This is a genomic window from Roseateles sp. L2-2 (genome assembly GCF_050613215.1).
In the GTDB taxonomy this organism is placed as follows: Bacteria; Pseudomonadota; Gammaproteobacteria; order Burkholderiales; family Burkholderiaceae_C; genus Roseateles; species Roseateles noduli.
On sequence record NZ_CP192509.1, the window covers coordinates 2,482,177 to 2,507,069 of the forward strand.

A 24,893-nucleotide genomic window follows, 5' to 3' on the forward strand; every position below is an offset into this window, starting at 1 on the left:
GAAGGTTGGCGACGAGCATCTATGAACACTGATAGTGAAGCTCTGCTCGGCGGAGCTGAGTCAAGCAAAGTTGCCCTTGTCATCAATCCTTGCGGGAGCAATCAGACATGGGGGCGAAGGCCGCTTTCTCGTCAGCCATGATCGTCAATTCCGGCTTCAGCACCCTGGCCTCCCTCCTGACCGGGGTCGGGATCAGCGTGTGCCTGGTCTGCCTGGGCTTGCATCCACGCTTGTCGCTCGCAGAGCAGACCGCGCTGCGGGAGCAGCAGGCGAAAGTGTGGCGGGTCGAGGCACAGGAAGCGGTGCTCGGCATCGTCCCCGAGGGCTTGCGCGCCTGCGGCTTCGTTGCACTGGATGACGATCGCTCTGCCGCGCTGAAGTGCGTCGAACAGGCTGAACGGCATCAACTACCTTACTGGGTGGCGTCAGAAGCAGACGGCATCGACTCCGAGGTGTGGGTCGTCGTGCTGAAGGATGCCGACGGTGCGTGGCAGTTGCTCCTGGATTCGTACGGCTTGGAGAACGCACCTCGCCCACGCTTCGGCGTGGCGAAGCTGCCTTGCGAATCGATTGAGGCGCATGCAGCGGTCAATGACCCGGACGGCCATGCGACGCGCTCACCCGCTTTCGACTGCTACCGCCGGTAGCTTCCAGCGGCATCCCTGACTTTTCCGGCAGGGTCAGAGCGGCGGAAAACGATTCACGCCTTCCTCGGGCAGCTTGTGCATGCACGCAGTGAACAGCGGGTCAACGAGCCAGCTGTTCAGCCAGGAACGCAGCGACGGCAAGTCCAGCGCTGCAAACCATTCCGGCTCCACCGCGGCGAACTGGCGCACGAAGGGCATCACGGCCAGGTCGGTGCCGCAGGGCGTGGTGCCGCCCAGGAAGGGGGCGCTGCTCAACCGCGCTTCCAGCGGTCTCAGAAGCACATCCACCGCGCTGTCGCGATGAGCCTCCGGCGTAAGCGTCTCACCCGTGTAGCGCTGGGGGTACTTCCAGCGGTCCAGGTGGCGCTTGAAGTCGCCGTCATTCCGCCGCACGAGGTCCAGGTTCTCCGGCGACTGCGCCCGCGCCCACCAGCCCTGTGCATCGGGCGCGGCCAGTGCCCAGCGCATGATGTCCCAGCTCTCGTCGATCACGCCGCCATCGGGCAGTTCCAGCACGGGGACCGTCCCCTTGGGAGACAGGGCCAGCAAGCTGGCCGGCTTGGCGCGCAGGCTGACCTCCACCGCGTCGAAGTCCCGCCCGGCTTGCAGTAGCGCCATCCGTGCGCGCATCGCGTAGGGGCAGCGGCGGAAGGTGTAGAGCAGCGGCAGGCGGCTCATTGAACCCATAGCACCTCGAAATGCTGCCGGGTGGAAGCGATCTGTATCGTTACCTCATCCCCATCGCACTTGCCCAGCAAGGCCCTGCCCAAGGGGGCTTCGCCGCTGATCACCTGAACAGGCTGAGTGTCGTTGACCAGCTTCATGCTGCCGCCGTCCGGGCCGAGGAAGAGCAATTGCTGCTTGTCGTCGGCATCGACCAGGCAGACCAGCGCGCCGAGCTGTATGCCTCTTTCGGCGTCGTAGGGGCGCGGGCGGAATTGGCGCCACTCGGCGATCGCCTCGCGGATGGCTTCCGCGCGGCGGGCCTGACCGGTGGCGAGGTAGGAGGCTTCGAGACCCAAGGTGTCGTACTTGTTCTCGGCGATGTTCTCTTCGTGAGTCGCCGTCTCATGCGCCACGCGCGCGGCCTGTTCGACTTGCAGCAGGTCTTCGGCGAGCCGTTCCAGCACCTGCTGCTGCAGCAAGGATTTATCCATCATGAAAGGTCAGCAACCCGGTCTCTAAACGACCCCGAGCGCGCCCAGCACGCCACCCGCCAGCACCATCCACACGATCCCGATCTTGGTCCGCATCGTGAGCACCACGGTCGCGACGATCATCGCCAGCGTCGCCCAGCGGTGCGACGGCTCGACGAGGTAGGGCGCGGCCAGCAGCCAGCCCGTCGCGATCATCAGGCCCAGCGTCAGCGGCGCCATGCCGACCGTGAACGCGCGAACGCCGAGGTGCTCGCGGTTGTTGCGCGCCCAGCGCGTCGCCGCGACGACCAGCGTCGTCGACGGCAGCAGGATGCCGGCCATCGCCGCGGCCGCGCCCAGCAGGCCGGACACGTTGAAGCCCAGCACTGCGACGAACAGGATGTTCGGACCCGGCGCGGCCTGCGCCAGCGCGATCGAACTGGTGAAGCTCTGGTCCGTCAGCCAGTGGCGTTCGTCGACCAGGTAGCGGTGCATGTCCGGCGCCGTCGTGATCGCGCCGCCGATCGACAGCAGCGACAGCATCAGGAAATGCAGCATCAGCGCGCCGAGTTCGGACCAGCTCAGGGTGCCGACCAGCATCTGCGTCCATCCGGCATGAGCGCTCACCTGCGCCACCTGCGCGCCGACCTGGGCGACGGCGCTCATGCGCGCACTCCCGCGCGGGCGCGCTTGAGCGCGATCAGCGCCAGCGTCATGCCCAGGCCGCCGACGCTCAGCACGATCCAGAACAGCGGCAGCTTCAGCCAGACCGTCGCGCCGAACACCAGCGCCGCGAGCGCCAGTCCCGGCGCGAGGCCGATCGGGTTCTTCTTCAGCGAGGGCAGCAGCTTGAAGCCCGTCGCCAGGATCAGTCCGGCCGACACGGCGCCCATGCCGCGCAGCGCGCCGGTCATGCGCGGCGACGCCAGCCAGGTCGTCGACAGGGCTGCGAGGATCAGCACGATCACCGCCGGAAACAGCATCATCCCGGCGAGCGCGACCAGCGCGCCGCGCAGACCGAAGAAGCGGTCGCCGATCATCAGCGAGATGTTGACGATGTTGGGCCCCGGCAGCACCTGCGCGACGGCGAGCGTCTCGACGAACTCCTCGCGCGTCATCCAGTTCAGGCGCTCGACCAGCTCCCGTTGCGCCACCGCCAGCACGCCGCCGAAGCCCTGCAGCGCCAGCCAGGTGAAGGCCCAGAACAGGTGAGAGAGGGACTCGGGTTGCGAGAGCGGGGCGGGGCTCGGAGGCGGCGCGGCGTCCGCCGCGGCGCCTTCAGGGGAGGAGGGCGGTCCGGAGGGCGTCCCCGCGCTCACCGGTTCCCCTTCAGGACGTCCGGGTTGACGATGTTGCTCGGCTTGCCGGCCATGTAGTTCAGGACGTTGTCGAACGCCGCGTCGAAGTACATCTGGTAGCTGTCCTGCTCCACGTAGCCGATGTGCGGCGTGCACACGGCGTTCTCCAGGCGCAGCAGCGGGTGGCCCTGCAGGATCGGTTCGGACTCGAACACGTCGACCGCCGCCATGCCCGGCCGGCCACGATTCAGGCCTGACACCAGCGCCCCGTCGGCGACCAGCTCCGCCCGCGAGGTGTTCACGAACAGCGAGGTCGGCTTCATCCGCGCCAGGTCCTCGGACGTCACGATGCCGGTCGTCTCGTCCGACAGCCGCAGGTGCAGCGTCAGCACGTCGGCCTGTTCGAAGAAGGCTTCCCGGCTGTCGGCGGCCTGGTGGCCGTCGGCCTGCGCGCGCAGGCGCGAGGCCTCGCTGCCCCAGACCAGCACCTGCATGCCGAAGGCCTTGCCGTAGCCCGCGATGAGCTGGCCGATCTTGCCGTAGCCCCAGATGCCCAGCGTCTTGCCGCGCAGCACCATGCCCAGGCCGAAGTTCGGCGGCATCGAGCCGGACTTCAAGCCCGACTGCTGCCACACGCCGTGCTTGAGCGTCGAGATGTACTGCGGCAGCCGCCGCATCGCCGCCATGATCAACGCCCAGGTCAGCTCCGCCGGGGCGATGGGCGAACCGCCGCCTTCGGCCACCGCGATGCCGAGCCGCGTGCAGGCGTCGACGTCGATGTGTTTGCCCACGCGGCCGGTCTGCGAGATCAGCTTGAGCTTGGGCAGCTTTTCCAGCAGTTGGCGCGGGAAGTGGGTGCGTTCGCGGATCGTCACCAGCACTTCGGCGTCCCGCAGCCGGACCGACAGCTGTCCGATGCCCTTGACGGTGTTGGTGAAGACCTTGGCGTTCAGCGCGTCCAGCTTGACGGCGCAAGGGAGCTTGCGCACGGCGTCCTGGTAGTCGTCGAGGATGATGATGTTCATAGGCGTGCGGGCACCGATCCTACTCGCCTGAATCGGTCACCCCAAGGCCATTGGGCGAGCGTCGTGCAACAGATCGGAACAGGCACTAGCATCCGGCCCGCATCGCATCCCCCCACCCAGACAAGGAGACTTCCATGGACATGTACGCCGCCACCGTGCCGGTGTTCGACCGCATGCTGAGCAACATGCAGACCTGGATCCGCACCGCGCGCGATCACGCCCTCGCCAAGGGCTTCGACGAGTCCGTCTATCTGACGCTGCGCCTGGCGCCCGACATGCTGCCGCTGCCGCGCCAGGTCCAGATCGCCAGCGACGCCGCCAAGAGCGGCACCGCGCGCCTGGCCAGCATCGAGGTGCCGAGCTGGCCCGACACCGAAGCCAGCCTGGAGGAACTGATCCAGCGCATCCAGAAGACCCGCGACTTCATCAAGACGGTCACGCCCGAACAGATCAACGGCTCCGAGGCCCGTGCGGTCAGCGTGCCGCGTCGCGACAAGGAGCCGCTGAAGTTCGAAGGTCAGGACTTCCTGCGCTTCTACAACCTGCCCAACTTCTTCTTCCACGCCACCACGCTGTACGCGCTGCTGCGCAACGCCGGCGTGCCGCTGGGCAAGATGGACTTCCTGGGTCAGCCTCAGCCCAAGTGATCAGCCGAGCAGCCGGCGGAGCAGGCTCTTGCCCTGTTCCAGCTGCCGGTTGAGCGCGATCAGGCGGGCTTCGGCTTCCGCCTGGTCGAAGCAGCGGGCCACTTCCGTGTAGATCGCCGTCCGCAGGTGCCACAGGTCCTGCGGATGCCGCGCATGGACGATGTGGCGGAGCAGGGCGGTCACGCGCTCCTGTGCGTCCGGATCGGCCTCGCCGGCCAGGTCGGTGACGCTGGCTCGGAAGGCCGTGCGCAGCTTGGCCATCGCCCGCGCGCTGGCCTGGGGCCGGCGGCCTTCGCCGGGCCACAGCCGCATCAGGCTCTGGAAGATGGAATCCCCGTTGCGCCGCCGCGTCGGCGCATCGTTCATCGCCGCGCCCCCGGCACCACCGAGGCGGCCGGCCGGCTCCACCCAGGACTGGGTGTCCACCGCGCGCGTTTCGAAATCGTCCGGCTCCACGGCTTCCACCGCTTCCGCCGCCTCGACGATCTCATCCCATCGGGACAGACTCGGAATCGCTTTCATGGGCTTGCGTTCTTCTTGTCCTGGTTGATCGAACGCGCGTCCCTCGACGTCCCTTTTGCGGGCTTGCTCTATCGCGCGGCGTCCAGACTCTTGAAGGCCCGGATCGCGAGACGATTGTGGAAGTCGGACCTGTAACAAGAAGCGCCGAAAAGGCCGTGACGGTGGCCTCAAATCGTGCTCAAGTTCTCACTCCGGCGGCCGATAACGGGCTGAATGGGCGTGCCGCCGGTGTCCGCGGCGCGTCCAGGGCAGGGTTCCCAGGCAGGGAAATAGACGGTCGGCACCGTCCATTTGCCGGGATGCCTTCCGGAACGCACGGACACAATCCCGTACAGGCGGCCAGAGGGCCCGAGCCGGCATGTCCGGTCGTGTCCGCCGGATCCGCGCCACCGTGCCCCGAAAGCCCGATCACATGGACATCGCCCGCCCCAGCATGCCGAACTTGAGCGTTCCCGCCCCGCTGGCCCAGGAATGGGAGCAGTTGCTGACCCGTGCCCGCGAGGGTTCGCTCCCCCTGCCGGAGCTGATGGACCGCGGCAACTTCTTCCAGGGCCAGAATCTCGGCGATGCCGCCGCGCATCTGTATGAGACCTGGCTGTCGCACGAGGGCCAGCCGCCTGCGGCGCGTCTGGTCGCCCTCTACAACTGGGGTACCGTGCTGGGCAACATCCAGCAGCATGAGCGCGCCGAGCAGGTCTACCGCCAGGCGCTGGCGATCAGCCCGACCTTCGCGCAGGCGCGCCTGAACCTGGGCCATCAACTCGAGCATCTGACACGCGTCGACGAGGCGCTGGACGCCTGGCGCGAGGTGTACGAGGGCGCCGGCCCGATGGAGGCGCTGGGCGCCGACCAGACCGGCCTGCGCACCCATGCCTTCAACAACGCCGCCCGGCTGCTGGAAGTGCAGCGTCGTTATGACGAGTCCGAGGCGCTCATGGTGCGCAGCCTCACCTTGAATCCGGACCAGACGGACGTGATGCAGCATTACGTGCACATCCGTCAGAAGCAGTGCAAGTGGCCGGTTTATCAGGCGTTCGGCGAAGTTACCCATAACAAGCTGCTGATTGCGACCTCGTTGCTGGCGACGCTGAGCGCCACCGACGACCCCGCGCTGCAGATGGGCGCCGCCCAGCGCTTCGTCCACGAGAAGGTGACGAAGCAGAAGGACGCGCTCTGGCGCCATCCGGTCTCGGTCGCCGCCCGCGAACAGGGCGGCAAGATCAAGATCGGCTACCTCTCCGGCGACCTCTGCATGCATGCCGTCGGTCTGCTGACCGCCGAGCTGTACGAGCTGCACGATCGCGAGAAGTTCGAGATCCATGCCTTCGATTGGAGTCGTGAAGACGGCACTTCGCTGCGCAAGCGCATCCTGATGTCGATGGACAAGGTCTGGCGCCTGAACGCGATGGACGACGCGACCGCCGCCAAGCTGATCGCACAGGCCGGCATCGACGTGCTGGTCGACCTCCAGGGCCTGACCAGCGGCGCCCGCCCCAACATCCTGGCGCACCGCCCGGCGCCGGTTCAGGTGAGCTACCTGGGCCTGCCGGCGACCTCGCTGCTGCCCGGCGTCGACTGGATCCTGGCCGATCGCTTCACGATGCCGCCCGAATACCTGCCGTACTGCAGCGAAAAGCCCATTTTCCTGCCGCATTGCTACCAGGTCAGCGACCGCAAGCGCGAGATCGGTGCCGACCCCACCCGCGCCCAGTACGAGCTGCCCGAAGACGCTTTCGTCTTCTGCTCGTTCAACAACAACCACAAGATGAACGCCGAGATGTTCGGCGCCTGGATGCGCATCCTGCACGGCGTGCCGAATTCGGTCCTGTGGCTCCTGGCAGACAACGAGTGGGCCAAGGCCAACCTGCGGCGCGAAGCCGAGGCCGCCGGGATCGACGCCTCGCGGTTGATCTTCGCCCCGCGCGTCGCGCCGCCGGACTACCTGGCGCGCTTCCAACTGCCGGACCTGGTGCTGGACACCTTCCCGTACAACGCCGGCACCACCGCCAGCGACTGCCTCTGGATGGGCACCCCGATCCTGACCCGCTCCGGCCGCAGCTACATCTCCCGCATGTGCGGCAGCCTGCTGACCGCCGTCGGCCTGCCGGACCTGATCACCTTCTCGGTGGAGGAATACGTCCAGCGCGCCATCCAGATCGGCCTCAATCCGGGCCGCGCGAAGTCCTACAAGCGCTATCTGCGGGACGAAGGGCGCAACAGCGCACTTTTCGACATGCCAGCCATCGTTCGTGACATCGAGCGCGAATTCGAGCAATTGGCACTCGCACATAGAAGCTGAAATTGACAAGATTTGATCAATGACCCGGCCCCACGACCCCTTCTTCGACGGTGACCAGCGCGCCCGCGGCCCCGGCCTGCGCCTGGCCGCGGAAGACGGCCAGCGTGCGCCCGGCATTCCGGACGCGCCGCACGACCCGCTCGCGGACCTGGCGCAGCAGCCGGCGATCGATCCGCTGCTGCAGTGCCTGTCCTGGCTGACGCAGCATCACGGCCGCGCCCGCTCGGTCGAGTCGCTGCGCGCCGGCGCGCCCGTCGAAGGCGCGCTCAGCCCGGATCAGGCCATCCGCCTGATGCGCGAAGCCGGCTACAACGCCGGCCTGCTGCGCAAGGGCATCGAGGAGATCAACCAGCTGCTGCTGCCCGCGGTGCTGCTGCTCAACGGCGGCGACGCCTGCGTGCTGGTGCGCCGCCTGGACGACGACGGCTCCGGCGCCGTCCGCTACGAGGTCGTGTTCCCCGGGCCCGAGGCCGCCAGCTGCGTCGCCCCGGCGTCCGAGCTCGACCAGGAATACAGCGGCTTCATCCTCGCGATCGCGCCGCAGGAGGTCTCGCAGGCCAAGCCGATCAGCGGCGCCAAGGACGACGACACCCCGCTGCTGCAGGCCGATTCGCACTGGCTGTTCGGCACGCTCAAGCGCTTCATCCCGTATTACCGCTCGGCGATGCTCGCCGCGCTGCTGAGCAACGTGCTCATGATGGTGTCGGGCCTGGTGACCTCGGTCATCTACGACAAGGTCATCCCGCACCAGGCCTTCGTCACGCTGTGGACCCTGGCGGTCGGCGCCGGACTGGCGCTGGTCTTCGACCTCTTCGCGCGCCAGCTGCGGGCGCACCTGATCGACCTCGCCGGCCGCAAGACCGACCTGATCGTCGGCGCCAAGCTGTTCCGCCAGACGCTGGGCGTGCGCATGGAACATCGACCCGCGTCGGCTGGTTCCTACGCGCACTACCTGGCCCAGGTCGAAGTCGTGCGCGACTTCTTCACCTCCGCCACGATGTCGGTGCTGACGGACCTGCCCTTCGTGATCCTCTTCGTCGCGATGACCTTCATCATCGGCGGTCCGCTGGGCTGGGTGCTGCTGATCGCCATCCCGCTGATGCTGCTGATGAGCTTCGGCATCCAAGGCTACCTGCGCCGCGCGATGCGCACCAACATGACCGAGGCCGCCGACCTGCACGGCACGCTGGTGGAAGCGCTGGAAGGCCTCGAGGACCTGAAGACCACCGGCGCCGAAGGCCGATTCCTGCGCCGCTACGAGCACAGCACCGCCATCGTCGCGGAGTCCGCGCTCAAGGCCCGCACCATGGCCAGCTGGAGCATGAACATCTCGATGACCATGCAGCAGGCGATCAACCTCGTCATGCTGGTCTGGGGCGTGTACCTGATCAACGAGAGCGTCATCAGCGCCGGCGCGCTGATCGGCGCGGTCATGTTCGCCGGCCGCGCCACGGTGCCGCTGAACAGCCTGGTGAGCCTGGCGACCCGCTACCAGGGCGCCCGCGCGGCGATGCTGTCGCTGAACTCGGTGATGAGCGCGCCGGTGGAGCGCGACTCCACCCGCAACTACGTCCCGCTGAACCAGATCACCGGCCGCATCGGCCTGAACGACATCGGCTTCTCCTATCCGGCACAGGGCGACGCGCAGTCGCCCAAGGTACTGCGCAACGTCACGATGCGCGTGCAGCCGGGCGAACGTCTGGCGATCCTGGGCCGCATCGGCAGCGGCAAGTCGACCGTGCTGCGCATGCTGGCGGGCCTCTACCAGCCGACCGAGGGCCACGTCGAGATCGACGGCATCGACCTGCGTCAGGTCGATCCGGCCGAGTTCCGCAGCAAGGTCGGTTTCGTCTCGCAGGAGCCGCGGCTCTTCCACGGTACGCTGCGCGACAACGTGCTGATGGGGCGTCACGTCGATGCGCAGCGGCTCGTCGAGGTCGCCAAGCTCACGGGCCTGGACCGCGTCGTCGCCGGCCATCCGATGGGCTGGGACCTGCCGGTGGGCGAAATGGGCTCGCTGCTGTCCGGCGGCCAGCGCCAGCTGGTGGCGCTCGCGCGCAGCCTGGTCACCAAGCCGCAGATCCTGCTGATGGACGAGCCGACCAGCTCGATGGACGCGCAGTCCGAGATCGCCTTCCTCCGCCAGCTGCGCGACGCCGCCGGCGACTGCACGCTGATCATGGTCACGCACCGTCCGGCCGTGCTGGAACTGGTGTCGCGCATCGTCGTCGTCGACACCGGCCGCCTCGTCATGGACGGTCCGCGCGATCAGGTGCTGGCGGCGCTGTCCGGCGCCCGTCCGCCCGGCCAGCCGCAGCAACAACAGCCCCAGCCGGGTCAAGCCGGCCAGCAACCGCAAGGCGCCCCCGTGCACGTCCATCCGGCCGCGCAGGCGCTGAACCGCGCGGCGTCCGTTTGACGTCCGCCTGACGTCCACGTCCTGTCCGCCCGACCTCCGTTCTGAAGTCCTCCTCCATGTCGCAGTCCCGCACCCTCAGCCGCGAAGAAGGCCTGTTCGTCGGCAGCGTCCAGTCGGCGCTGATCGACGAGCCGCTGCCGCGCGCCGTCTGGGCGCTCTACCTGATGGCCGCGGTGCTGCTGGTGGGGCTGGCCTGGTCGTCGATCGCGACCGTCGACGAGGTCACCCGCAGCGACGCACGCATCGTGCCCGACGGCAAGGAACAGGTCATCGCCAGCCTGGAGTCCGGCACGCTGGGCAAGCTGCTGGTCCATGAGGGCGAGGAAGTCGAGGCCGGCGAGGCCTTGGCCGAGCTTGATCCGACGCGCGCCGAGGCCGCCGAGAACGAAAGCCAGGCCAAGCGCCTGGGCCTGATGGCGCAGGTCGCGCGACTGCGCGCCGAGGCACTCGGCGTGCCGCTGAAGTTCCCGGACGAAGTGAAGGGCGTGCAGCGACTCGTCGACAGCGAGTCCGAGGTCTTCGAGACGCGCCGCCGTGTCCTGGAGGAGGCCACGGCCAGCATCAACCGCAGCATCGGGCTGCTCGCCACCGAGCAGAAGATGGCGCAGGACATGGCGTCCAAGGGCCTGATGTCCAACGTCGAGGTCATGCGCGTCACGCGCCAGGTCAACGAACTGCAGCAGCAGCGCAACGAGCGCATCAGCCGCTTCCGCCAGGATTCGAGCTCCGAGCTGTCGAAGGCGCAGACCGACCTTGCGCAGCTGGATGAGCAGTTGGTCGTGCGCCGCGATGCGGTCACGCGGTCGGTGCTGAAATCGCCGGTCAAGGGCCTGGTCAAGAACATCAAGATGAACACCGTGGGCGGCGTCATCACGTCCGGCACGCCGATCATGGAGATCGTCCCCATCGGTCCCCGCATCCTGATCGAGGCGAGGATCAAGCCCAAGGACATCGGCTACATCCAGGTCGGGCAGACGGCCATCGTCAAGCTCAACGGCTACGACTTCAACGTTAACGGCGGCCTGCACGGCAAGATCGAGTACGTCAGCCCCGACGCGCTCGGCGAGACCGAGAAGAACAATGAAGGCACCTACTACCGCGTCGTGATCACGGCCGAGCGCAACACGCTGCGCGCCAAGGGCGAGCCGCTGCCGGTGATCCCGGGCATGACGGCGATGGTGGACATCCGCACCGGCGAGCGTTCCGTGCTGAGCTACCTCCTGCGTCCGATGCTGAAGTCGAAGGAAGCGCTCCGGGAACGTTGACCCCGCGTCGCATTCGCGCCGTCGCCTCTCGCCCGCCCACCCCCTGCGCCCGCCCGCCCGCTTCACGCGGGCGGTTTCATTTGTAAGCCACGTCTGAAGGTCACGAACAGTCCGGTTGCGCGCCGCTTATCCACGCTTCGATTCCCCGCCGGAATGGTCCAGTAGAGCCCATGGGAAATTGCTTGCAGTACGCGTGACCATGACCGCAACCACCAGTCGCCGCAGCCCGCGGCAGGCCTCCGTCTCGTCCTTCCGACTGACCGCCGGCGCGACCGTCGTGCTGACGGCGCTGTGCGCCTTCAGCGCCTCCGCCTGGGCTCAGGATCCGCCGCCCAGCCGCTGCTCCGACGAGCGCACGCTCCCGGCCGCGCAGCTGTCCGCCAAGGACACGGCGTTGCTGGAGGTCGCCGACTCCGATCCGCGTGCGCAGCTGCAGGACCTGGTGAACCGCTCGCTCAACCGCAGCAAGGCGCTGGGCGCCACGCGGCTGTTGACGCAGGCGGCCGAGGCCGATTTCGAGGAAGCCAAGGCGCAACGGCTGCCCACGGTCACGATGGGCCTGACGGCCGGCCACACCGGCACCGTCGTGCCGGGCAACGGCTCGATCGACAACTCCAGCGGCCTGCAGGGACGCGGCTCGCTGAGCGTGACCGCGCCGATCTACGACTCGGGCCGCATCACCAAGCTCACCGAATGGCGCTCGCAGCTGCTCGAAGCCGCGCGGTACGGGCAGTCGAGCGCGGAGGAGCAGGTCGCCCTCCAGACCGTGTCGCTCGCGCTGGACCGCGGCCGCTACCAATTGCAGGCGCAGGTGTACAGCCAGTACGTGCGCAAGATGTCCTGCCTGGTCGAGGCGCTCGAAATCATCACCCGGGCCGATCGCGGCCGCGCCAGCGAGCTGGTGCAGGCGCAGAAGAGCCTGCAGCAGGCCGATCTGTCGTATGAACAGACGACCTCGGCGCTGCGCCAGACCGAGGTGCGCCTGAAGCGCTTCGTCGGCGACGAGCTGCCGCGCGGCGCGGCGATGAGCTCCGTGCTCGCGCGCCTGCCCGACCTCAACGAGATGCTGGCCGACGTGATGGTCTCGCCCGATGTCTCCGCCGCCGCGGCCCAGGCCCAGGCGCAGCGCAGCTATGCGGAATCGGTGCGCGCCGGGCAGCAGCCCAGCGTGAGCCTGCTGGTCAGCGGCAACTCGACGATCGGTCAGGCGCGGCAGACCGACTGGATAGGCGGCGTCACCGTCAACATCCCGATCGTGCAGCCGGGCGCCGACTCGGCGCTGACCTCGGCGCGCCGACGCGCGCAGGCCGCATCGCTGCAGCGCGACGAGACCATCGAGGCCAAGCGCTATCGCGTGCAGGAGATGTACGAGGCAGCGTCCTCGTCGCTCGACCGCTCGCGCCGGCTCGTCGACATCCTGCGCAGCAGCGAACGCGTGCGCGGGTTCACGCTGCAGCAGTGGCAGCAGCTCGGCAAGCGCTCGCTGTTCGACGTGATGGCGGCGGAAGGGGACTACTACTCCAACCGCATCGCCCACGTGAACGCGCTGTACGACGCGCAGCAGGTGGTGGCGATCATCTGGTCGCAAGGCCGCGGCGTCGTGACGCCGCTGCGCTGAAGCGCCTTTCCAATGAAAAAAGCCGCCCCGAGGGGCGGCTTTTGCATTCGGGTGAACCGAATTACTTGCGCAGGGCGCGGCGGCGTTGGGCGAAGCCCACACCGGCCAGGGCCAGGCCGACCAGGGCCAGCGAGCCCGGTTCCGGCACGTTGATCACGACGGAACCGTCCAGCGTCGACTGACGGATCAGCGCGCCGGTGTTGGTCTGAACCAGGTCGCCCGGGGCCGGAACCGGCGGGTTGACGTTGGTGTCCAGGATCCAGCTGACCGAGATGTTGTTCTGCAGCCAGTTGCTGTACAGGGTGCCCAGGCCGGTGCCCGAGTTGAAGAAGTCCTGCACGAACACGTCGCCGCCGTTGGCGCTGTAGTCGACGATGCCGCTGATGAACAGGTTGTTCAGCTGCGAGTTCGAACCGGTCACCTTCAGGCTCAGCACCGTCTTGCCGGTGTTGGGATCCGCCGGGCCGCCCTGATAGATCAGGTTCAGCACGCCGCCGGTGTAGGCGACGCTGTCGGAGAAGCCGTCGCCGTTGGTGTCGATGGTCTGGCCGAACAGGTCATAGCTGTAGGTCAGGCCCCAGGTGCCGCCACGGCCGTCAGCGCCGGCGCCCACGCCGTACGTCGGGAAGCTGTCGCCCTTGACGAAACCGTTCTGGTTCGTGCCCGAGTTGTTCAGCGAGTCGATGTTCTTCTCGCCCGGGTCGCCGGGGTAGCGGAAGTTTTCACCGGGGACGCCGGGGTTGGCCATGCCGTTGATCGACGGGAAGCCGAAGCTGTCCATCGTCACCTGGCGGTTGGTGTCGATCACGGACGTGCCGGGGATGGCCGGGTTGCCCAGATAGACCGAGGTGGCCAGGGTGCCGGTGTAACCCAGCGCCGAGAAGTTGCTGGTACGGGTGGAACCGTCCGGTTGCAGCAGGAAGTCCGTCCCGGTGTTGATGAACAACGGGGCGGCCATCGCCGGCAGCGCCGCGCCAGCGACCACCAGGGCGGCCAGTGCGAGCTTTGCTTGCTTGAACATGTGTCTCTCCTTGAGGATGCGTCTTGCCAGAAGCACGTTAGGAAGCGGCACGTGCCGGCTTCTTGGCGGACATCAAAGCGAGTACCGTGCCAGGCATCTTTCTTCATTTGAAATCAATGACTTAACATTCAGATGCGGGAATCTTCTACGGATCCTGTCAAGTTTCTCGACAGCGGTCTGGCCCGCATATCGGGGGGTCTCGAGGGGGGTGTCAGGGTTGTCGAGGGGGCGAGTCGCGAAGGGGGTCGGGTGGCTGACCTTGCGACGTGAGTCCCATGAGGACGTCGACCGCCGTGTCTTTCCGAGCTTTTCCGGCCTTTGCCGTCATGGTGCCGGCGCATACTCGCCGACTGCGTCGCAACAGCCGGTTCCTCGCGATCCGCTGGCGGTGCGATTCAAATAAAGGGAGATCCCATGACGCGAGACAACCCCTCCGGATTCGTCTTCGATTACGACCGCGCGTTCTCGCGCAATATCGGCTGGGTGACGAAGGACGAGCAGCAGCGGCTGCGCCGGGCTCGCGTGGCGATCGCCGGATTGGGCGGCGTGGGCGGTGCGCACGCGCTGACCTTGTCGCGCCTGGGGATTGCCAACTTCAATATCGCCGACTTCGACGAGTTCGACGTCCACAACATGAATCGCCAGGCCGCGGCCTTCATGTCGTCGATGGGGCGCACGAAGATCGAGGTGGTGGCGGAAATGGCCCGCGACATCAATCCGGAAAGCGACATCCGCCTTTTCCGCGAGGGCGTCACCGACGCCAACCTCGATGAATTCCTGAAGGGCGTCGACGTGTATGTCGACAGCCTCGACTTCTTCGTCCTCGAAGTGCGCCGCAAGGTTTTCCGCCGCTGCCGTGAGCTGGGCATCCCGGCGATGACCGCCGCCCCTCTGGGAATGGGGACCGCCTTCCTGTACTTCAGCCCGACCGGCATGAGTTTCGACGACTATTTCCAGGTCGAGGGCCGAGACCACGAGGACCAGTATGCGCGCTTCATCGCCGGGGTATCGCCGGCAATGCTCAGTCGCCAGTATCTGGTCGCCCCGGAGGCGGTCAACTTCAAGGAGAAGCGCGGCCCCTCCACGGGTATGGCCTGCGAGTTGTGCGCCGGGCTCATGGGCACCAGCGTGCTGAAGCTGCTGCTGAATCGCGGTGACCTGCGCGCGGCCCCCTGGGGCATGCACTTCGATGCCTATCGGGGCAAGCTCAAGCACACCTGGCGACCTTGGGGGAACGCCCATCCGCTGCAGCGCCTGCTGATTGCGTTGATCAAGCCGGTACTGCGTGGAAAATAGGCCGCGATGAGCGCCGGTCTGGATCGGGCCGTGAGGTTTCCGGAAGGGGCGCGTGAAGGGTCCAGCAAAGGATCCTGCAAGGTTTGTTTCAAGGATTGTCGCGAGCGGTTCCGGGGCGCTTCCTGCCGGGTTTTCGACGCGCCGCGCGCCGAGTTGTTTCGGGGTTGTATCCGATCGGTTCCCGACGCCGATCCGCTAGCACGGAATTGGATCACGCCAGGGAGGGATCGCCCTCAGTCCAGGGGGTTCCACACCCGTGCGCGCTGAGGTGCAATCCGGTCAGCTTCCAGAGGGGTGGACATGATGAAGAACACTGGATTGAAGATCGCTTCCATCAAGGCGGCACACGCTGCGTTGCTGGCCGCCGCCGCGGTGCTCGCCGGCTGCTCGACCACCGGCAATCTGCCGCCCGCGCCCATCGCGGCGTCGCAGGCGGATTACAGCTATGTCGTCGGTGCCGGCGACCAGCTCAACATCATCGTGTGGCGCAACCCGGAGCTGTCGCTGACGGTGCCGGTCCGCCCCGACGGCAAGATCGCCGCGCCGCTGATCGACGAGATGCCGGTGCAGGGCAAGAACTCCGTCGAGGTCGCCCGCGATATCGAGAAGCAGCTCGGCAAGTACGTCCGCGATCCGGTGGTGACCGTGATCGTGACCAGCTTCGTGGGCCCGTACAGCGAGCAGATCCGCGTGGTCGGCGAAGCCGCCAAGCCGATGTTCCTGCCCTACAAGCAGAAGATGACGCTGCTGGACGTGATGATCGCCGTCGGCGGCCTGACCGACTTCGCCGCGGGCAACTCGGCTTCCATCCTGCGCACCGCCGAAGGCAACAAGCAGTACTCGGTGCGCCTCAAGGACCTGATCCGCCGCGGAGACGTGTCCGCCAACGTCGAGATGCGCCCGGGCGACATCCTGATCATTCCGCAGAGCTTCTTCTGATCCCCGCCCGGACGGCCGCGCGCGCGGACCTCCGGGCCGGCGGCGACGTCCAGGCGACGGCCCCGGGGTCGACGACCGCGCTTCCAGAACCTTCAGCAGTACAGGCCCGCCCCGAACCGGGCCCCGCCGGCGCTCCCGCCGGTGCAACCGAGATCGCCGCATGGATTCCCTCATCGCGCAATTGATGGCCGTGTTCAAGCGGATGTGGCGCTACCGCTGGCCGGGGCTGATCGCCTCCTGGCTGGCCGCGATCGCCGCGGCCGTGGTCGTGTTCGTCGTGCCCGACCGCTACGAGGCCAGCGCGCGGGTCTACGTCGACACGCAGTCCATCCTCAAGCCGCTGATGTCGGGCATGGCCGTGCTGACCAATACCGAGCAGCAGGTCAACATGCTCAGCCGCACGCTGATCAGCCGCCCCAACGTCGAGAAGCTGGTGCGCATGGCCGACCTGGACCTGAAGGCGACCAGCAAGTCGGACCAGGACGCGCTGATCGACCGCGTCACGCGCAACCTGTCGATCCAGACCGCCGGCAACTCGGCCAACAACCTGTACCTGCTGTCCTACCGCGACTCGTCGCCGGAGATCTCGAAGAAGGTGGTGGCCTCGCTGCTGTCGATCTTCATGGAGTCCAGCCTGGGCGCCAGCCGCAAGGACAGCACGACCGCCGCGACCTTCCTGAACGAGCAGATCAAGACCTACGAGACCAAGCTGGAGGAAGCCGAGGCGCGCCGCAAGGAGTTCCGCCTGCGCAACCTGCAGCTGACGCAGGCCGACGGCAAGGACGCCGCCGCGCGCCTGGCCGAGACCAGCAACCAGCTCGAAGCCGCCCGGCTGCAGCTGCGCGAGGCCGTCAACGCCCGCGACGCCGCCCGCCAGCAGATCGAGGCGGAGCGCAAGCGCGCCCAGCCCGGCACCAGCCTGCAGAGCCTGATGCAGGAGAGCGCGCAGAAGTTCGCGACGCCCGAGCTGGACAACCGCATCACCGAACTCAAGCGCGGGCTGGACCAGCTGCAGCAGCGCTACACCGACGCGCATCCGGACATCATGAACGTGAAGCGCCAGATCCGCGATCTGGAAGAGCAGCGTCGCAAGGAAGTGGCTGATCTGCAGAAGGCCGCGCTGGCCAACCCGGTGCCGACCGGCGGCGCCAACGACAGCCTAGCCAACCAGGAACTGGCCCGCATCCTCGCGGCCAAGGAAGTCGAGGTCGCGCAGATCCGCGCCCGCGTCGACGAGTACAGCTCGCGCTACGGCTCCGCGCAGGGCGCGATCAAGCTGGCGCCGCAGCTGGAGGCCGAGTTCGCCCAGCTGAACCGCGACTACGACATCATCAAGAAGAACTACCAGGAGATGGTCGAGCGCCGCGAGTCGGCCTCGCTGTCGAACGACCTGGACAACACCTCGGGTGTCGCCGACTTCCGCATCATCGATCCGCCGCGCGCCTCGCCCAAGCCGGTGTCGCCCAACCGCCTGATGCTGCTGGCCGCCGGCCTCGTCGTGGCCGCTTTGGCCGGCCTGGTCACGGCCTTCGCCGCGAGCCAGATCCGCCCGGTCTTCCACGACCTCAACGAACTGCGCCACCGTCTGGAGCTGCCGATCCTGGGCGCCGTGTCGCGCCAGGAGACGCGCGAGGACCGGCGCCGCCAGAAGGTCGACCTGCTGCGCTTCGGCGTCGCGTCGGGCAGCCTGGTGAGCCTGTATGCGGTCGGCCTGATCGGCATGGCCATCTGGATCAGCCGCCAGGCCGGGTGAGGGGAGCTTCCACATGACGAGCCTGATCGAACAAGCCGCCGCGCGGCTGGAACAACTGAAGCAGGCCGGCGTCGACGTCGGCCCGGCGCCGGCCGCTGCCGCGCCCAGCCCGGTGCCTCAGCCGGCGCCTCAAGCCGTGCCCCAACCGACGGTTCAGCCGGCGCTCCACGCCGCGCCGACGCCCGTGGCCGCGCCGGCGGTGATCCGCTCCCCGGACGTCACCTCCAAGCGGGTCGACCTGGACCTCGAAGCGCTCGCGGCGCAGGGCTTCCTGACGCCCAACGCGCCGCGCACCGTGATGGCGGACCAGTACCGCAACATCAAGCGCCCGCTGATCCGCAACGCGATGAACAAGGGCGCCTCGTCGCTCAATCACGCCAACCTGATCATGGTGACCAGCGCGCTGCCCGGCGAGGGCAAGAGCTTCACCTCGCTGAACCTGGCGATGTCGATCGCGGCCGAGTTCGACAGCACCGTGATGCTGGTCGACGCCGACGTCGCGCGGCCGTCGATGCTGCGCATGCTGGGCCTGCCGCCCGGCCCGGGCCTGCTCGACGTGCTGGAGAAGGAGGCCGACATGGCCAGCGTCCTGCTCAAGACGAACGTCGACAAGCTGACGCTGCTGCCGAGCGGCCGTCCCCACGCACGCGCCACCGAACTGCTGGCCAGCGACGCGATGACCGCGCTGCTGGACGACATGGCCAAGCGCTATCCGGACCGGATCATCATCTTCGACAGCCCGCCGCTGCTGCTGACCACCGAGTCGCGTGTGCTGGCCACGCACATGGGCCAGATCGTGATCGTGGTGCAGGCCGAGCGCACGCCGCAGAGCGCGGTGCAGCAGGCGGTCTCCGCGATCGAGCATTGCCCGCTGAAGATGCTGCTGCTCAACCAGGCCAGCAACAAGCGCAGCAGCGGCTACGGCTATGGCTACGGGTATGGCTACGGCTACGGGTACGGCTACGGCGAGGCCGACGGGAAAGGCCACGCGGCGGACGGCGCGCCGGCCGCTGGCGCATCGGACAAGGCCTGACACGATGACGCGGGCCAACGACCTCCGCCGCCGGCCGACGTTCCCGGTCACCGCAGTCGCCGCGGCCCGTCCAGTCCGCGGCGTCTGCATGGCCGTGCTGAGCCTGGCGGCCGCCATGGCCCACGCGCCGTCGGCCGCGCAGGACGCCGGCACCGGCGCGGAAGGCGCGCGCAAGGGGATCGCCTTCACGCCGCGCGTCAGCGTGTCCGAGACCTGGAGCGACAACCTCGCGCTGTCGCCTGACAACTCGCGCGACCGCGGCTTCATCACCACGGTCTCTCCCGGACTGACGATCTCCAGCGGCAGCGGCATGATCCGCGGCACCTTCGACTACACGCTCGACGGCATCGTCTACACGAAGAGCGACCGCGACGCGCGGCTGCAGAACCAGCTGAGCACGCGTCTCACGGCGGAACTGGTGCAGTCCGCACTGTTCGTGGACGTGACCGGCAACATCAGCCAGCAATCGATCTCGGCCTTCGGCCAGCAGTCGCCGGACGGCTCGCTGGACAGCCCCAACCGTACCGAAACCCGCACCCTGCAGGTGTCGCCGTACTGGCGCGGCCGGCTGGGCAGCTTCGCCGGCTTCGAGCTGCGCGCGACGGGCGAGATGCGCGACACCAGCGAAGGCGGTGCCGGCGCGACCAGCGGCAGCGGCAACAGCAAGCAGGGCGCGCTGTCGCTGAACCTGTTCGGCCCCGTCGGCCGCCAGCTCAACTGGGGCCTGAGCGGGTCGACGACCCGCATGCACTTCGAGCAGACCGGCATCGACTACCGCACCACCAGCGTGCTGGCCTCGTTGAACTGGGCGCCGGACATCGACTGGGGCGTGGGCCTCACCGGCGGCCGCGAGCGCAGCGACTATTTCGGCCCCGAGACGACGTCCGTCTACGGCGCCAACCTGCGCTGGTCGCCGGGGCCTCGCACCAAGCTCTCCGCCGACTGGCAGCATCACAGCTACGGCGCCAGCCACAACCTGACCTTCGAGCACCGCATGGCGCAGTTCTCGGTGCGGGCCAACAGCAGCCAGAGCGTCAGCAGCGGCGAGACGCCGACACAGGCGACCAACTACCAGCTGCTGGACCTGCAGTTCGGCGGCGTCGAGCCCGATCCGGTCAAGCGCGACGCCTTCGTGCGCGGGCTGCTGGCGGCGCTGGGCCTGGATCCGAACTCCTTCAGCGGCGCCGGTTTCCTGAGCAACACCGCGACGCTGCAGCGCCGCACCGATCTGTCCATGATCTGGGCCGGCCAGCGCATGACGCTGACGCTCAGCGGCAACGACAACAACAGCCGCCGGCTGATCAACTCCGCGCTGGGCGTGGGCTCCGGCGACCTGGCGTTGACGGACCGGGTGCGGCAGCGCGGCGCGACGCTGTCGGTGGGCTACCGGCTGACGCCGCTGGCCAACGCCAACGTGAGCTACTCGCGGCAGAACTCCCGCGGCGACGGCGGTTTCGGCGGCAACGACATGCGCACCCTGACGGCCAACGCCACCTACCGGCTGGGACCGCGCACCGACGCGGCCTTCGGCCTGCGCCAGACGAAGTTCGACGACACCAGCCTGTTCGCCTCCAGCTATCAGGAACACGCGATCTACGCATCGCTGACCCAGCGCTTTTAAGCAAGTCACCGACATGTACGAGGCCTTCTACGGGCTGGCCAGCAAGCCGTTCCAGCTCAGTCCCGACCCCAGCTTCTACTTCGGCAGCAAGCAGCATCGCCGCGCCAAGGCCTACCTCGACTACGGCGTGCTGCGCAGCGACGGCTTCATCGTCATCACCGGCGAGATCGGCGCCGGCAAGACGACGCTGGTGCGCGGGCTGCTGGACAGCCTGAACCGCAGCAACGTCGTGATCGGCAACATCGTCACCACGCAGCTGGACGCCGAGGACACCCTGCGCCTGGTCGGCGCGGCCTTCGGCGTGCGGGTCAAGGACCTGCCCAAGAGCGAAGTGCTGATGGCGCTGGAGGCCTTCTTCGTCAGCGAGGCCAGCCGCGGCAAGCGCTGCCTGCTGATCGTCGACGAGGCGCAGAACCTGAGCGCCCGCGCGGTCGAGGAACTGCGCATGCTGTCCAACTTCCAGTTCGGCAACCAGTCGCTGGTGCAGACCTTCCTGGTCGGACAGCCGGAGTTCCGCGCGATCCTGCAGCGGCCCGAGATGGAGCAGTTCCGCCAGCGCATCGCGGCGAGCTGCCACATCGGCCCGCTCGACGAAGAGGACACGCAGCGCTACATCGAGCACCGGCTCAAGTGCGCCGGCGCCGCCGACAAGCCCCGCTTCGACGCCGACGCCTTCACCGCGCTGCACCGCGCCAGCCACGGCATCCCGCGCCGCATCAACACCCTGTGCGACCGGCTGCTGCTGCTGGGTTTCATGCACGAGAACCCGCACCTGACCGCGGCCGACGTGGAAGAGGTGGTGCAGGACCTGGCCGCCGAATCGGCCTCCGCGACGGCGCCGGCCGTGCATGGCGCGCAGATCAACGGCGATGCGTCCGACGGCGACCTCGCGGTCGACCTGGACCTGACGCGGCTGCGCTCGCGCGTGGCGGGCGGCGGACTGAACGGGGAACTCGGCGCCTTGGCCGACGGCCTCGCGGGCCTGAACCTGGACGACCAGGACGCACGCCTGCAGCGCATCGAGGACAGCCTGACGCGTCTGGAACGGATCAACCAGCAGACGCTGGCGCTGCTGCAGAAACTCGTGGGAGCGATGCGATGAGCACCAACCGTCCTGTGATCCGCAATGCGATGAGCATCGACGTCGAGGACTACTTCCAGGTCTCGGCCTTCGCCCCCTACATCGCCCGCGGCGACTGGGACGCGCGCGAGTGCCGCGTCGAGCGCAACATCGCGCGCATCCTGGACCTGCTCGACGCCAAGCAGGTCAAGGCGACCTTCTTCACGCTGGGCTGGATCGCGCAGCGTTATCCGCAGATCGTGCGCGAGATCGTCGCGCGCGGTCACGAGCTGGCCAGCCACGGCTTCGGCCACGAGCGCGCCAGCGACCTGGACCGCGCCTCATTCCTGAAGGACGTGGGCGACGCCAAGGCGCTGCTGGAGGACCTGGGCGGCGTCGAGGTCAAGGGCTACCGCGCGCCCAGCTTCTCGATCGGCAAGGACAACCTCTGGGCCTTCGACGTGCTGGCCGAATGCGGCTACCGCTACAGCTCCAGCGTCTATCCCATCGAGCACGACCACTACGGCATGCCCGATTCGCCGCGCTTCGCCTACGAGGTGCGTCCGGGCCTGATCGAAGTGCCGGTGACCACGCTGCGCTGGCGCGGGAAGAACTATCCCAGCAGCGGCGGCGGCTGGTTCCGGCTGCTGCCCTACGGCGTGTCGCGCTGGATGATCGAGCGCTTCAACCGGATCGAGGGCCGCAGTGCGGTCTTCTACTTCCACCCGTGGGAGATCGATCCGGAGCAGCCGCGCATCCCCGGCATCGACCCGAAGACGCGCTTCCGCCATTACGTCAACATCGGCCGCACCGAGTCGCGCATCGAGCAGCTGCTCGGCGACTTCGCCTGGGCGCGGATGGACGAGATCTTCCTCGCGCCCCCGGGCGCCGAGCGGTTGGCGGCATGAGCCCGGTGCCCACGAGTCCGGTCCAGGTCAAGCGGCTGGCGCTGAAGGACGCGGACGGCGCGAAGCGCTGGGACGCGTTCGTGCAGGGCTGCCCGTCGGCCACCTTCTTCCACCTGGCCGCGTGGCAGCGCATCATCCGCCAGCAGTTCGGACATGCGGGCTACTTCCTCTACGCCGAGCGCGACGGCGTGATCGAGGGCGTGCTGCCGCTGGCCGAGAACAAGAGCCGGCTCTTCGGACACGCGCTGGTGGGCCTGCCGTTCGCGGTCTACGGCGGCGTCGCCGCGGTCAACGACGAGGCGGCCGCCGCGCTGGAGGGCGAGGCCCAGGCGCTGGCGCGCCAGCTCGGCGTCGAGCACCTGGAGCTGCGCAACGTCCAACGCCGCCACCTCGACTGGCCGCACCAGGACCTCTACGTCACCTTCCGCAAGGAGATCCTCGAGGACGAGGAGGCCAACATGCTGGCCATCCCGCGCAAGCAGCGCGCGATGGTGCGCAAGGGCATCAAGAACGAGCTGAAGGCCGAGGTCGAGCGCGACGTCTCGCGCTTCTTCGCGCTCTACGCGGACAACGTCCACCGCCACGGCACGCCGGCCATGCCCAGGCGCTACTTCCAGGCGCTGCTGGACGAATTCGGCGACGCGGCCGAGGTGCTGATCGTCAGCAGCCCGCAGGGCGAGCCGCTGTCGGGCGTGCTGAGCTTCTACTTCCGCGACGAGGTGCTGCCGTACTACGCCGGCGACGCGGTCGCCGCGCGCGATCTGGCCGCCAACGACTTCAAGTACTGGGAACTGATGCGCCGCGCCTGCGGCCGAGGCCTCAAGGTCTTCGACTACGGCCGCAGCAAGCAGGGCACGGGCAGCTATTCGTTCAAGAAGAACTGGGGCTTCGAGCCGACCCCGCTGAACTACGAGTACTGCCTCTACAAGCGCGAGGCCGTGCCCCAGAACAACCCCAGCAACGCCAAGTACCAGCTCATGATCAAGGCCTGGCGCAAGCTGCCCATCGCCGTCGCCAACTGGCTGGGCCCGCACATCGTGCGCAGCCTGGGCTGAGGACGCCGCCATGGCCAACATCCTCTACCTGGTCCACCGGCTGCCGTACCCGCCCAACAAGGGCGACAAGCTGCGCTCGTACCACCTGCTCAAGCACCTGACGGCGCATCACAAGGTCTGGCTGGGCACCTTCGTCGACGACGCCGAGGACTGGGCCCACGTGCCCGCGCTGCAGGCGCAGTGCGAGGCGCTCTACGCCGTCGACCTGAATCCGCTGCTGGCGCGCGTGGCCAGCCTGCGCGGCCTGGCGACCGGCGAGGCGCTGAGCCTGCCGTACTACCGCCACCGCGCGATGCGCGACTGGATCGCCAAGATCGCCAAGACGCAGCGCTTCGACGCGATCGTCGTGTTCTCGTCGACGATGGCGCAGTACGCCGAACAGCTGCGCGAGATCGCCGGCCCGGTGCCGATGCTGGTCGACTTCGTCGACGTGGATTCGGCCAAGTGGACCGACTACGCCAAGGCCAACCGCTGGCCGATGTCGTGGCTGTACCGCCGCGAAGGCCGCGAGCTGCTGGCCTACGAGCGCCGCGTCGCGGAGCAGGCGCGCTGCTCCTTCTTCGTGACCGAGGGCGAGAAGGCGTTGTTCCAGCGCCTGTCGTCCACCGGCGCGCCGATCGAGGCGCTGGGCAACGGCGTCGACAGCGGCTACTTCGCCCCGCTGCCGCAGCAGGCGAATCCGTTCGCCGAAGACGAGCTGCCGCTGGTCTTCACCGGCGCGATGGATTACTGGCCCAACGTCGACGCGGTGCAATGGTTCGCCGCCGAGGTGCTGCCGCAGCTGCGCCAGCGCTGGCCGACGCTGCGCTTCACCATCGTCGGCCGGGCGCCGACGCCTGCGGTGCTGGCGCTGGCCGGCGATGCGGTGCGCGTGACCGGCACGGTGCCGGACGTGCGGCCCTACCTGCAGCACGCGGCGGCCGTCGTCGCGCCGCTGCGGCTGGCGCGCGGCGTGCAGAACAAGATCCTCGAGGCGATGGCCGTGGGCCGTCCGGTCGTGGCGGCGCGCAGCTGCGTCGAGGCGCTGGGCGCCGACGGCGTGCTCGCCGGCCAGGACCTGCTGTCGGCCGACAGCGCCGCCGACTACCTCGAACTGGTCCACGCGCTGCTGAGCGCGCCGACCCGCGCGCAGGCGATCGGCCAGCAGGCGCGCGAGCGCGTGCTGCGCCAGTTCAGCTGGCAGGCCCACCTCGCCAAGCTGGACGGCTACCTGCCTCAAGGCAACGGACAGAGAAACACGCCGGGGAATCTGCCCGGCCACGTGCAGGGACAACCGGCATGAGCGCAGCGCAGGACCGTCCCAAGCAAGCTCGAGTCCCCTCGAGGGACCG

The 24,893-nt window shown here is 68.1% G+C and carries 22 protein-coding genes; 15 read left to right on the plus strand and 7 right to left on the minus strand.

Annotation, left to right across the window (positions count from 1 at the left end; translation table 11 throughout):
• Positions 1 to 107 precede the first annotated feature (107 nt).
• Positions 108 to 647 (plus strand): hypothetical protein, encoded by a 540-nt coding sequence (locus ACQZ13_RS11170; RefSeq protein WP_431051895.1) that lies wholly within the window; start codon positions 108 to 110, stop codon positions 645 to 647.
• A gap of 33 nt (positions 648 to 680) precedes the next feature.
• On the opposite strand, the gene ACQZ13_RS11175 is transcribed toward ACQZ13_RS11170, so the two are convergent.
• Genes ACQZ13_RS11175 through ACQZ13_RS11195 form a run of 5 tightly spaced genes read right to left on the minus strand, consistent with a single transcriptional unit; the run spans position 681 to position 4,106 of the window.
• Positions 681 to 1,334 carry a glutathione S-transferase gene (locus ACQZ13_RS11175; protein ID WP_431051897.1) on the minus strand — a complete coding sequence of 218 codons (654 nt, stop codon included), beginning with the start codon at positions 1,332 to 1,334 and terminating at the stop codon, positions 681 to 683.
• Positions 1,322 to 1,804: a GreA/GreB family elongation factor gene (locus ACQZ13_RS11180; RefSeq protein WP_431053191.1), complete on the minus strand. Its 483-nt coding sequence runs from the start codon at positions 1,802 to 1,804 to the stop codon at positions 1,322 to 1,324. The genes ACQZ13_RS11175 and ACQZ13_RS11180 overlap by 13 nt, the downstream gene beginning before the upstream one ends.
• A 24-nt stretch (positions 1,805 to 1,828) precedes the next feature.
• Complete coding sequence (locus ACQZ13_RS11185; RefSeq protein ID WP_431051899.1) at positions 1,829 to 2,449, minus strand: chromate transporter; 621 nt, start codon at positions 2,447 to 2,449, stop codon at positions 1,829 to 1,831.
• Positions 2,446 to 3,102: a chromate transporter gene (locus ACQZ13_RS11190; protein ID WP_431051901.1), complete on the minus strand. Its 657-nt coding sequence runs from the start codon at positions 3,100 to 3,102 to the stop codon at positions 2,446 to 2,448. The genes ACQZ13_RS11185 and ACQZ13_RS11190 overlap by 4 nt, the downstream gene beginning before the upstream one ends.
• Entirely contained in the window at positions 3,099 to 4,106 is a 1,008-nt protein-coding gene (locus ACQZ13_RS11195) for a D-2-hydroxyacid dehydrogenase family protein (protein ID WP_088403723.1), read from the minus strand. The genes ACQZ13_RS11190 and ACQZ13_RS11195 overlap by 4 nt, the downstream gene beginning before the upstream one ends.
• 134 nt (positions 4,107 to 4,240) lie before the next feature.
• Between ACQZ13_RS11195 and ACQZ13_RS11200 the strand changes: the two genes are divergently transcribed.
• Positions 4,241 to 4,753: a DUF1993 domain-containing protein gene (locus tag ACQZ13_RS11200; protein WP_431051903.1), complete on the plus strand. Its 513-nt coding sequence runs from the start codon at positions 4,241 to 4,243 to the stop codon at positions 4,751 to 4,753.
• Here ACQZ13_RS11200 and ACQZ13_RS11205 read toward each other — a convergent pair whose 3' ends face one another.
• On the minus strand, positions 4,754 to 5,275 hold the full coding sequence (locus ACQZ13_RS11205; RefSeq protein WP_431051905.1) for a hypothetical protein: 522 nt from the start codon (positions 5,273 to 5,275) through the stop codon (positions 4,754 to 4,756).
• 442 nt (positions 5,276 to 5,717) lie between these two features.
• Between ACQZ13_RS11205 and ACQZ13_RS11210 the strand changes: the two genes are divergently transcribed.
• The 4 genes from ACQZ13_RS11210 to ACQZ13_RS11225 all read left to right on the plus strand — a co-directional run bounded on the left by ACQZ13_RS11210 (position 5,718) and on the right by ACQZ13_RS11225 (position 12,876).
• Positions 5,718 to 7,574 (plus strand): tetratricopeptide repeat protein, encoded by a 1,857-nt coding sequence (locus ACQZ13_RS11210; protein ID WP_431051907.1) that lies wholly within the window; start codon positions 5,718 to 5,720, stop codon positions 7,572 to 7,574.
• A gap of 19 nt (positions 7,575 to 7,593) precedes the next feature.
• On the plus strand, positions 7,594 to 9,993 hold the full coding sequence (locus ACQZ13_RS11215) for a type I secretion system permease/ATPase (protein WP_431051909.1): 2,400 nt from the start codon (positions 7,594 to 7,596) through the stop codon (positions 9,991 to 9,993).
• A 56-nt stretch (positions 9,994 to 10,049) separates the two neighbouring features.
• Positions 10,050 to 11,258: an HlyD family type I secretion periplasmic adaptor subunit gene (locus tag ACQZ13_RS11220; RefSeq protein ID WP_431051911.1), complete on the plus strand. Its 1,209-nt coding sequence runs from the start codon at positions 10,050 to 10,052 to the stop codon at positions 11,256 to 11,258.
• A gap of 199 nt (positions 11,259 to 11,457) precedes the next feature.
• On the plus strand, positions 11,458 to 12,876 hold the full coding sequence (locus ACQZ13_RS11225) for a TolC family protein (protein ID WP_431051913.1): 1,419 nt from the start codon (positions 11,458 to 11,460) through the stop codon (positions 12,874 to 12,876).
• Between the two features lie 61 nt (positions 12,877 to 12,937).
• Here the strand turns inward: ACQZ13_RS11225 and ACQZ13_RS11230 are convergent, their stop codons facing one another.
• The gene (locus tag ACQZ13_RS11230) at positions 12,938 to 13,897 is read right to left on the minus strand and encodes a PEP-CTERM sorting domain-containing protein (RefSeq protein WP_431051915.1); all 960 of its coding nucleotides are present in this window, start codon (positions 13,895 to 13,897) and stop codon (positions 12,938 to 12,940) included.
• A 414-nt stretch (positions 13,898 to 14,311) separates the two neighbouring features.
• On the opposite strand from ACQZ13_RS11230, the gene ACQZ13_RS11235 reads away from it, so the two are divergent.
• From ACQZ13_RS11235 to ACQZ13_RS11275, 9 genes are all read left to right on the plus strand, one after another.
• Entirely contained in the window at positions 14,312 to 15,193 is an 882-nt protein-coding gene (locus tag ACQZ13_RS11235; protein WP_088403730.1) for a ThiF family adenylyltransferase, read from the plus strand.
• Between the two features lie 300 nt (positions 15,194 to 15,493).
• Complete coding sequence (locus ACQZ13_RS11240; RefSeq protein ID WP_431051917.1) at positions 15,494 to 16,132, plus strand: XrtA/PEP-CTERM system exopolysaccharide export protein; 639 nt, start codon at positions 15,494 to 15,496, stop codon at positions 16,130 to 16,132.
• 160 nt (positions 16,133 to 16,292) lie between these two features.
• Positions 16,293 to 17,885, plus strand: coding sequence for an XrtA system polysaccharide chain length determinant (locus ACQZ13_RS11245; protein WP_431051919.1), 1,593 nt, complete (start codon positions 16,293 to 16,295; stop codon positions 17,883 to 17,885).
• Positions 17,886 to 17,898: 13 nt separating this feature from the next.
• Positions 17,899 to 18,918, plus strand: coding sequence for an XrtA-associated tyrosine autokinase (locus tag ACQZ13_RS11250; RefSeq protein WP_431051921.1), 1,020 nt, complete (start codon positions 17,899 to 17,901; stop codon positions 18,916 to 18,918).
• Between the two features lie 4 nt (positions 18,919 to 18,922).
• Positions 18,923 to 20,539 (plus strand): TIGR03016 family PEP-CTERM system-associated outer membrane protein, encoded by a 1,617-nt coding sequence (locus tag ACQZ13_RS11255; RefSeq protein WP_431051923.1) that lies wholly within the window; start codon positions 18,923 to 18,925, stop codon positions 20,537 to 20,539.
• 13 nt (positions 20,540 to 20,552) lie between these two features.
• Complete coding sequence (locus ACQZ13_RS11260; RefSeq protein WP_088403734.1) at positions 20,553 to 21,641, plus strand: XrtA/PEP-CTERM system-associated ATPase; 1,089 nt, start codon at positions 20,553 to 20,555, stop codon at positions 21,639 to 21,641.
• Positions 21,638 to 22,507, plus strand: coding sequence for an XrtA system polysaccharide deacetylase (locus tag ACQZ13_RS11265; RefSeq protein WP_431051927.1), 870 nt, complete (start codon positions 21,638 to 21,640; stop codon positions 22,505 to 22,507). The genes ACQZ13_RS11260 and ACQZ13_RS11265 overlap by 4 nt, the downstream gene beginning before the upstream one ends.
• Positions 22,504 to 23,562 carry a FemAB family XrtA/PEP-CTERM system-associated protein gene (locus ACQZ13_RS11270; protein ID WP_431051929.1) on the plus strand — a complete coding sequence of 353 codons (1,059 nt, stop codon included), beginning with the start codon at positions 22,504 to 22,506 and terminating at the stop codon, positions 23,560 to 23,562. Before ACQZ13_RS11265 ends, ACQZ13_RS11270 begins: the two co-directional genes overlap by 4 nt.
• A gap of 10 nt (positions 23,563 to 23,572) precedes the next feature.
• A complete protein-coding gene (locus ACQZ13_RS11275; protein ID WP_431051931.1) occupies positions 23,573 to 24,844 on the plus strand; it encodes a TIGR03087 family PEP-CTERM/XrtA system glycosyltransferase in 1,272 nt (423 codons plus the stop codon).
• The last annotated feature ends 49 nt before the right edge of the window (positions 24,845 to 24,893 follow it).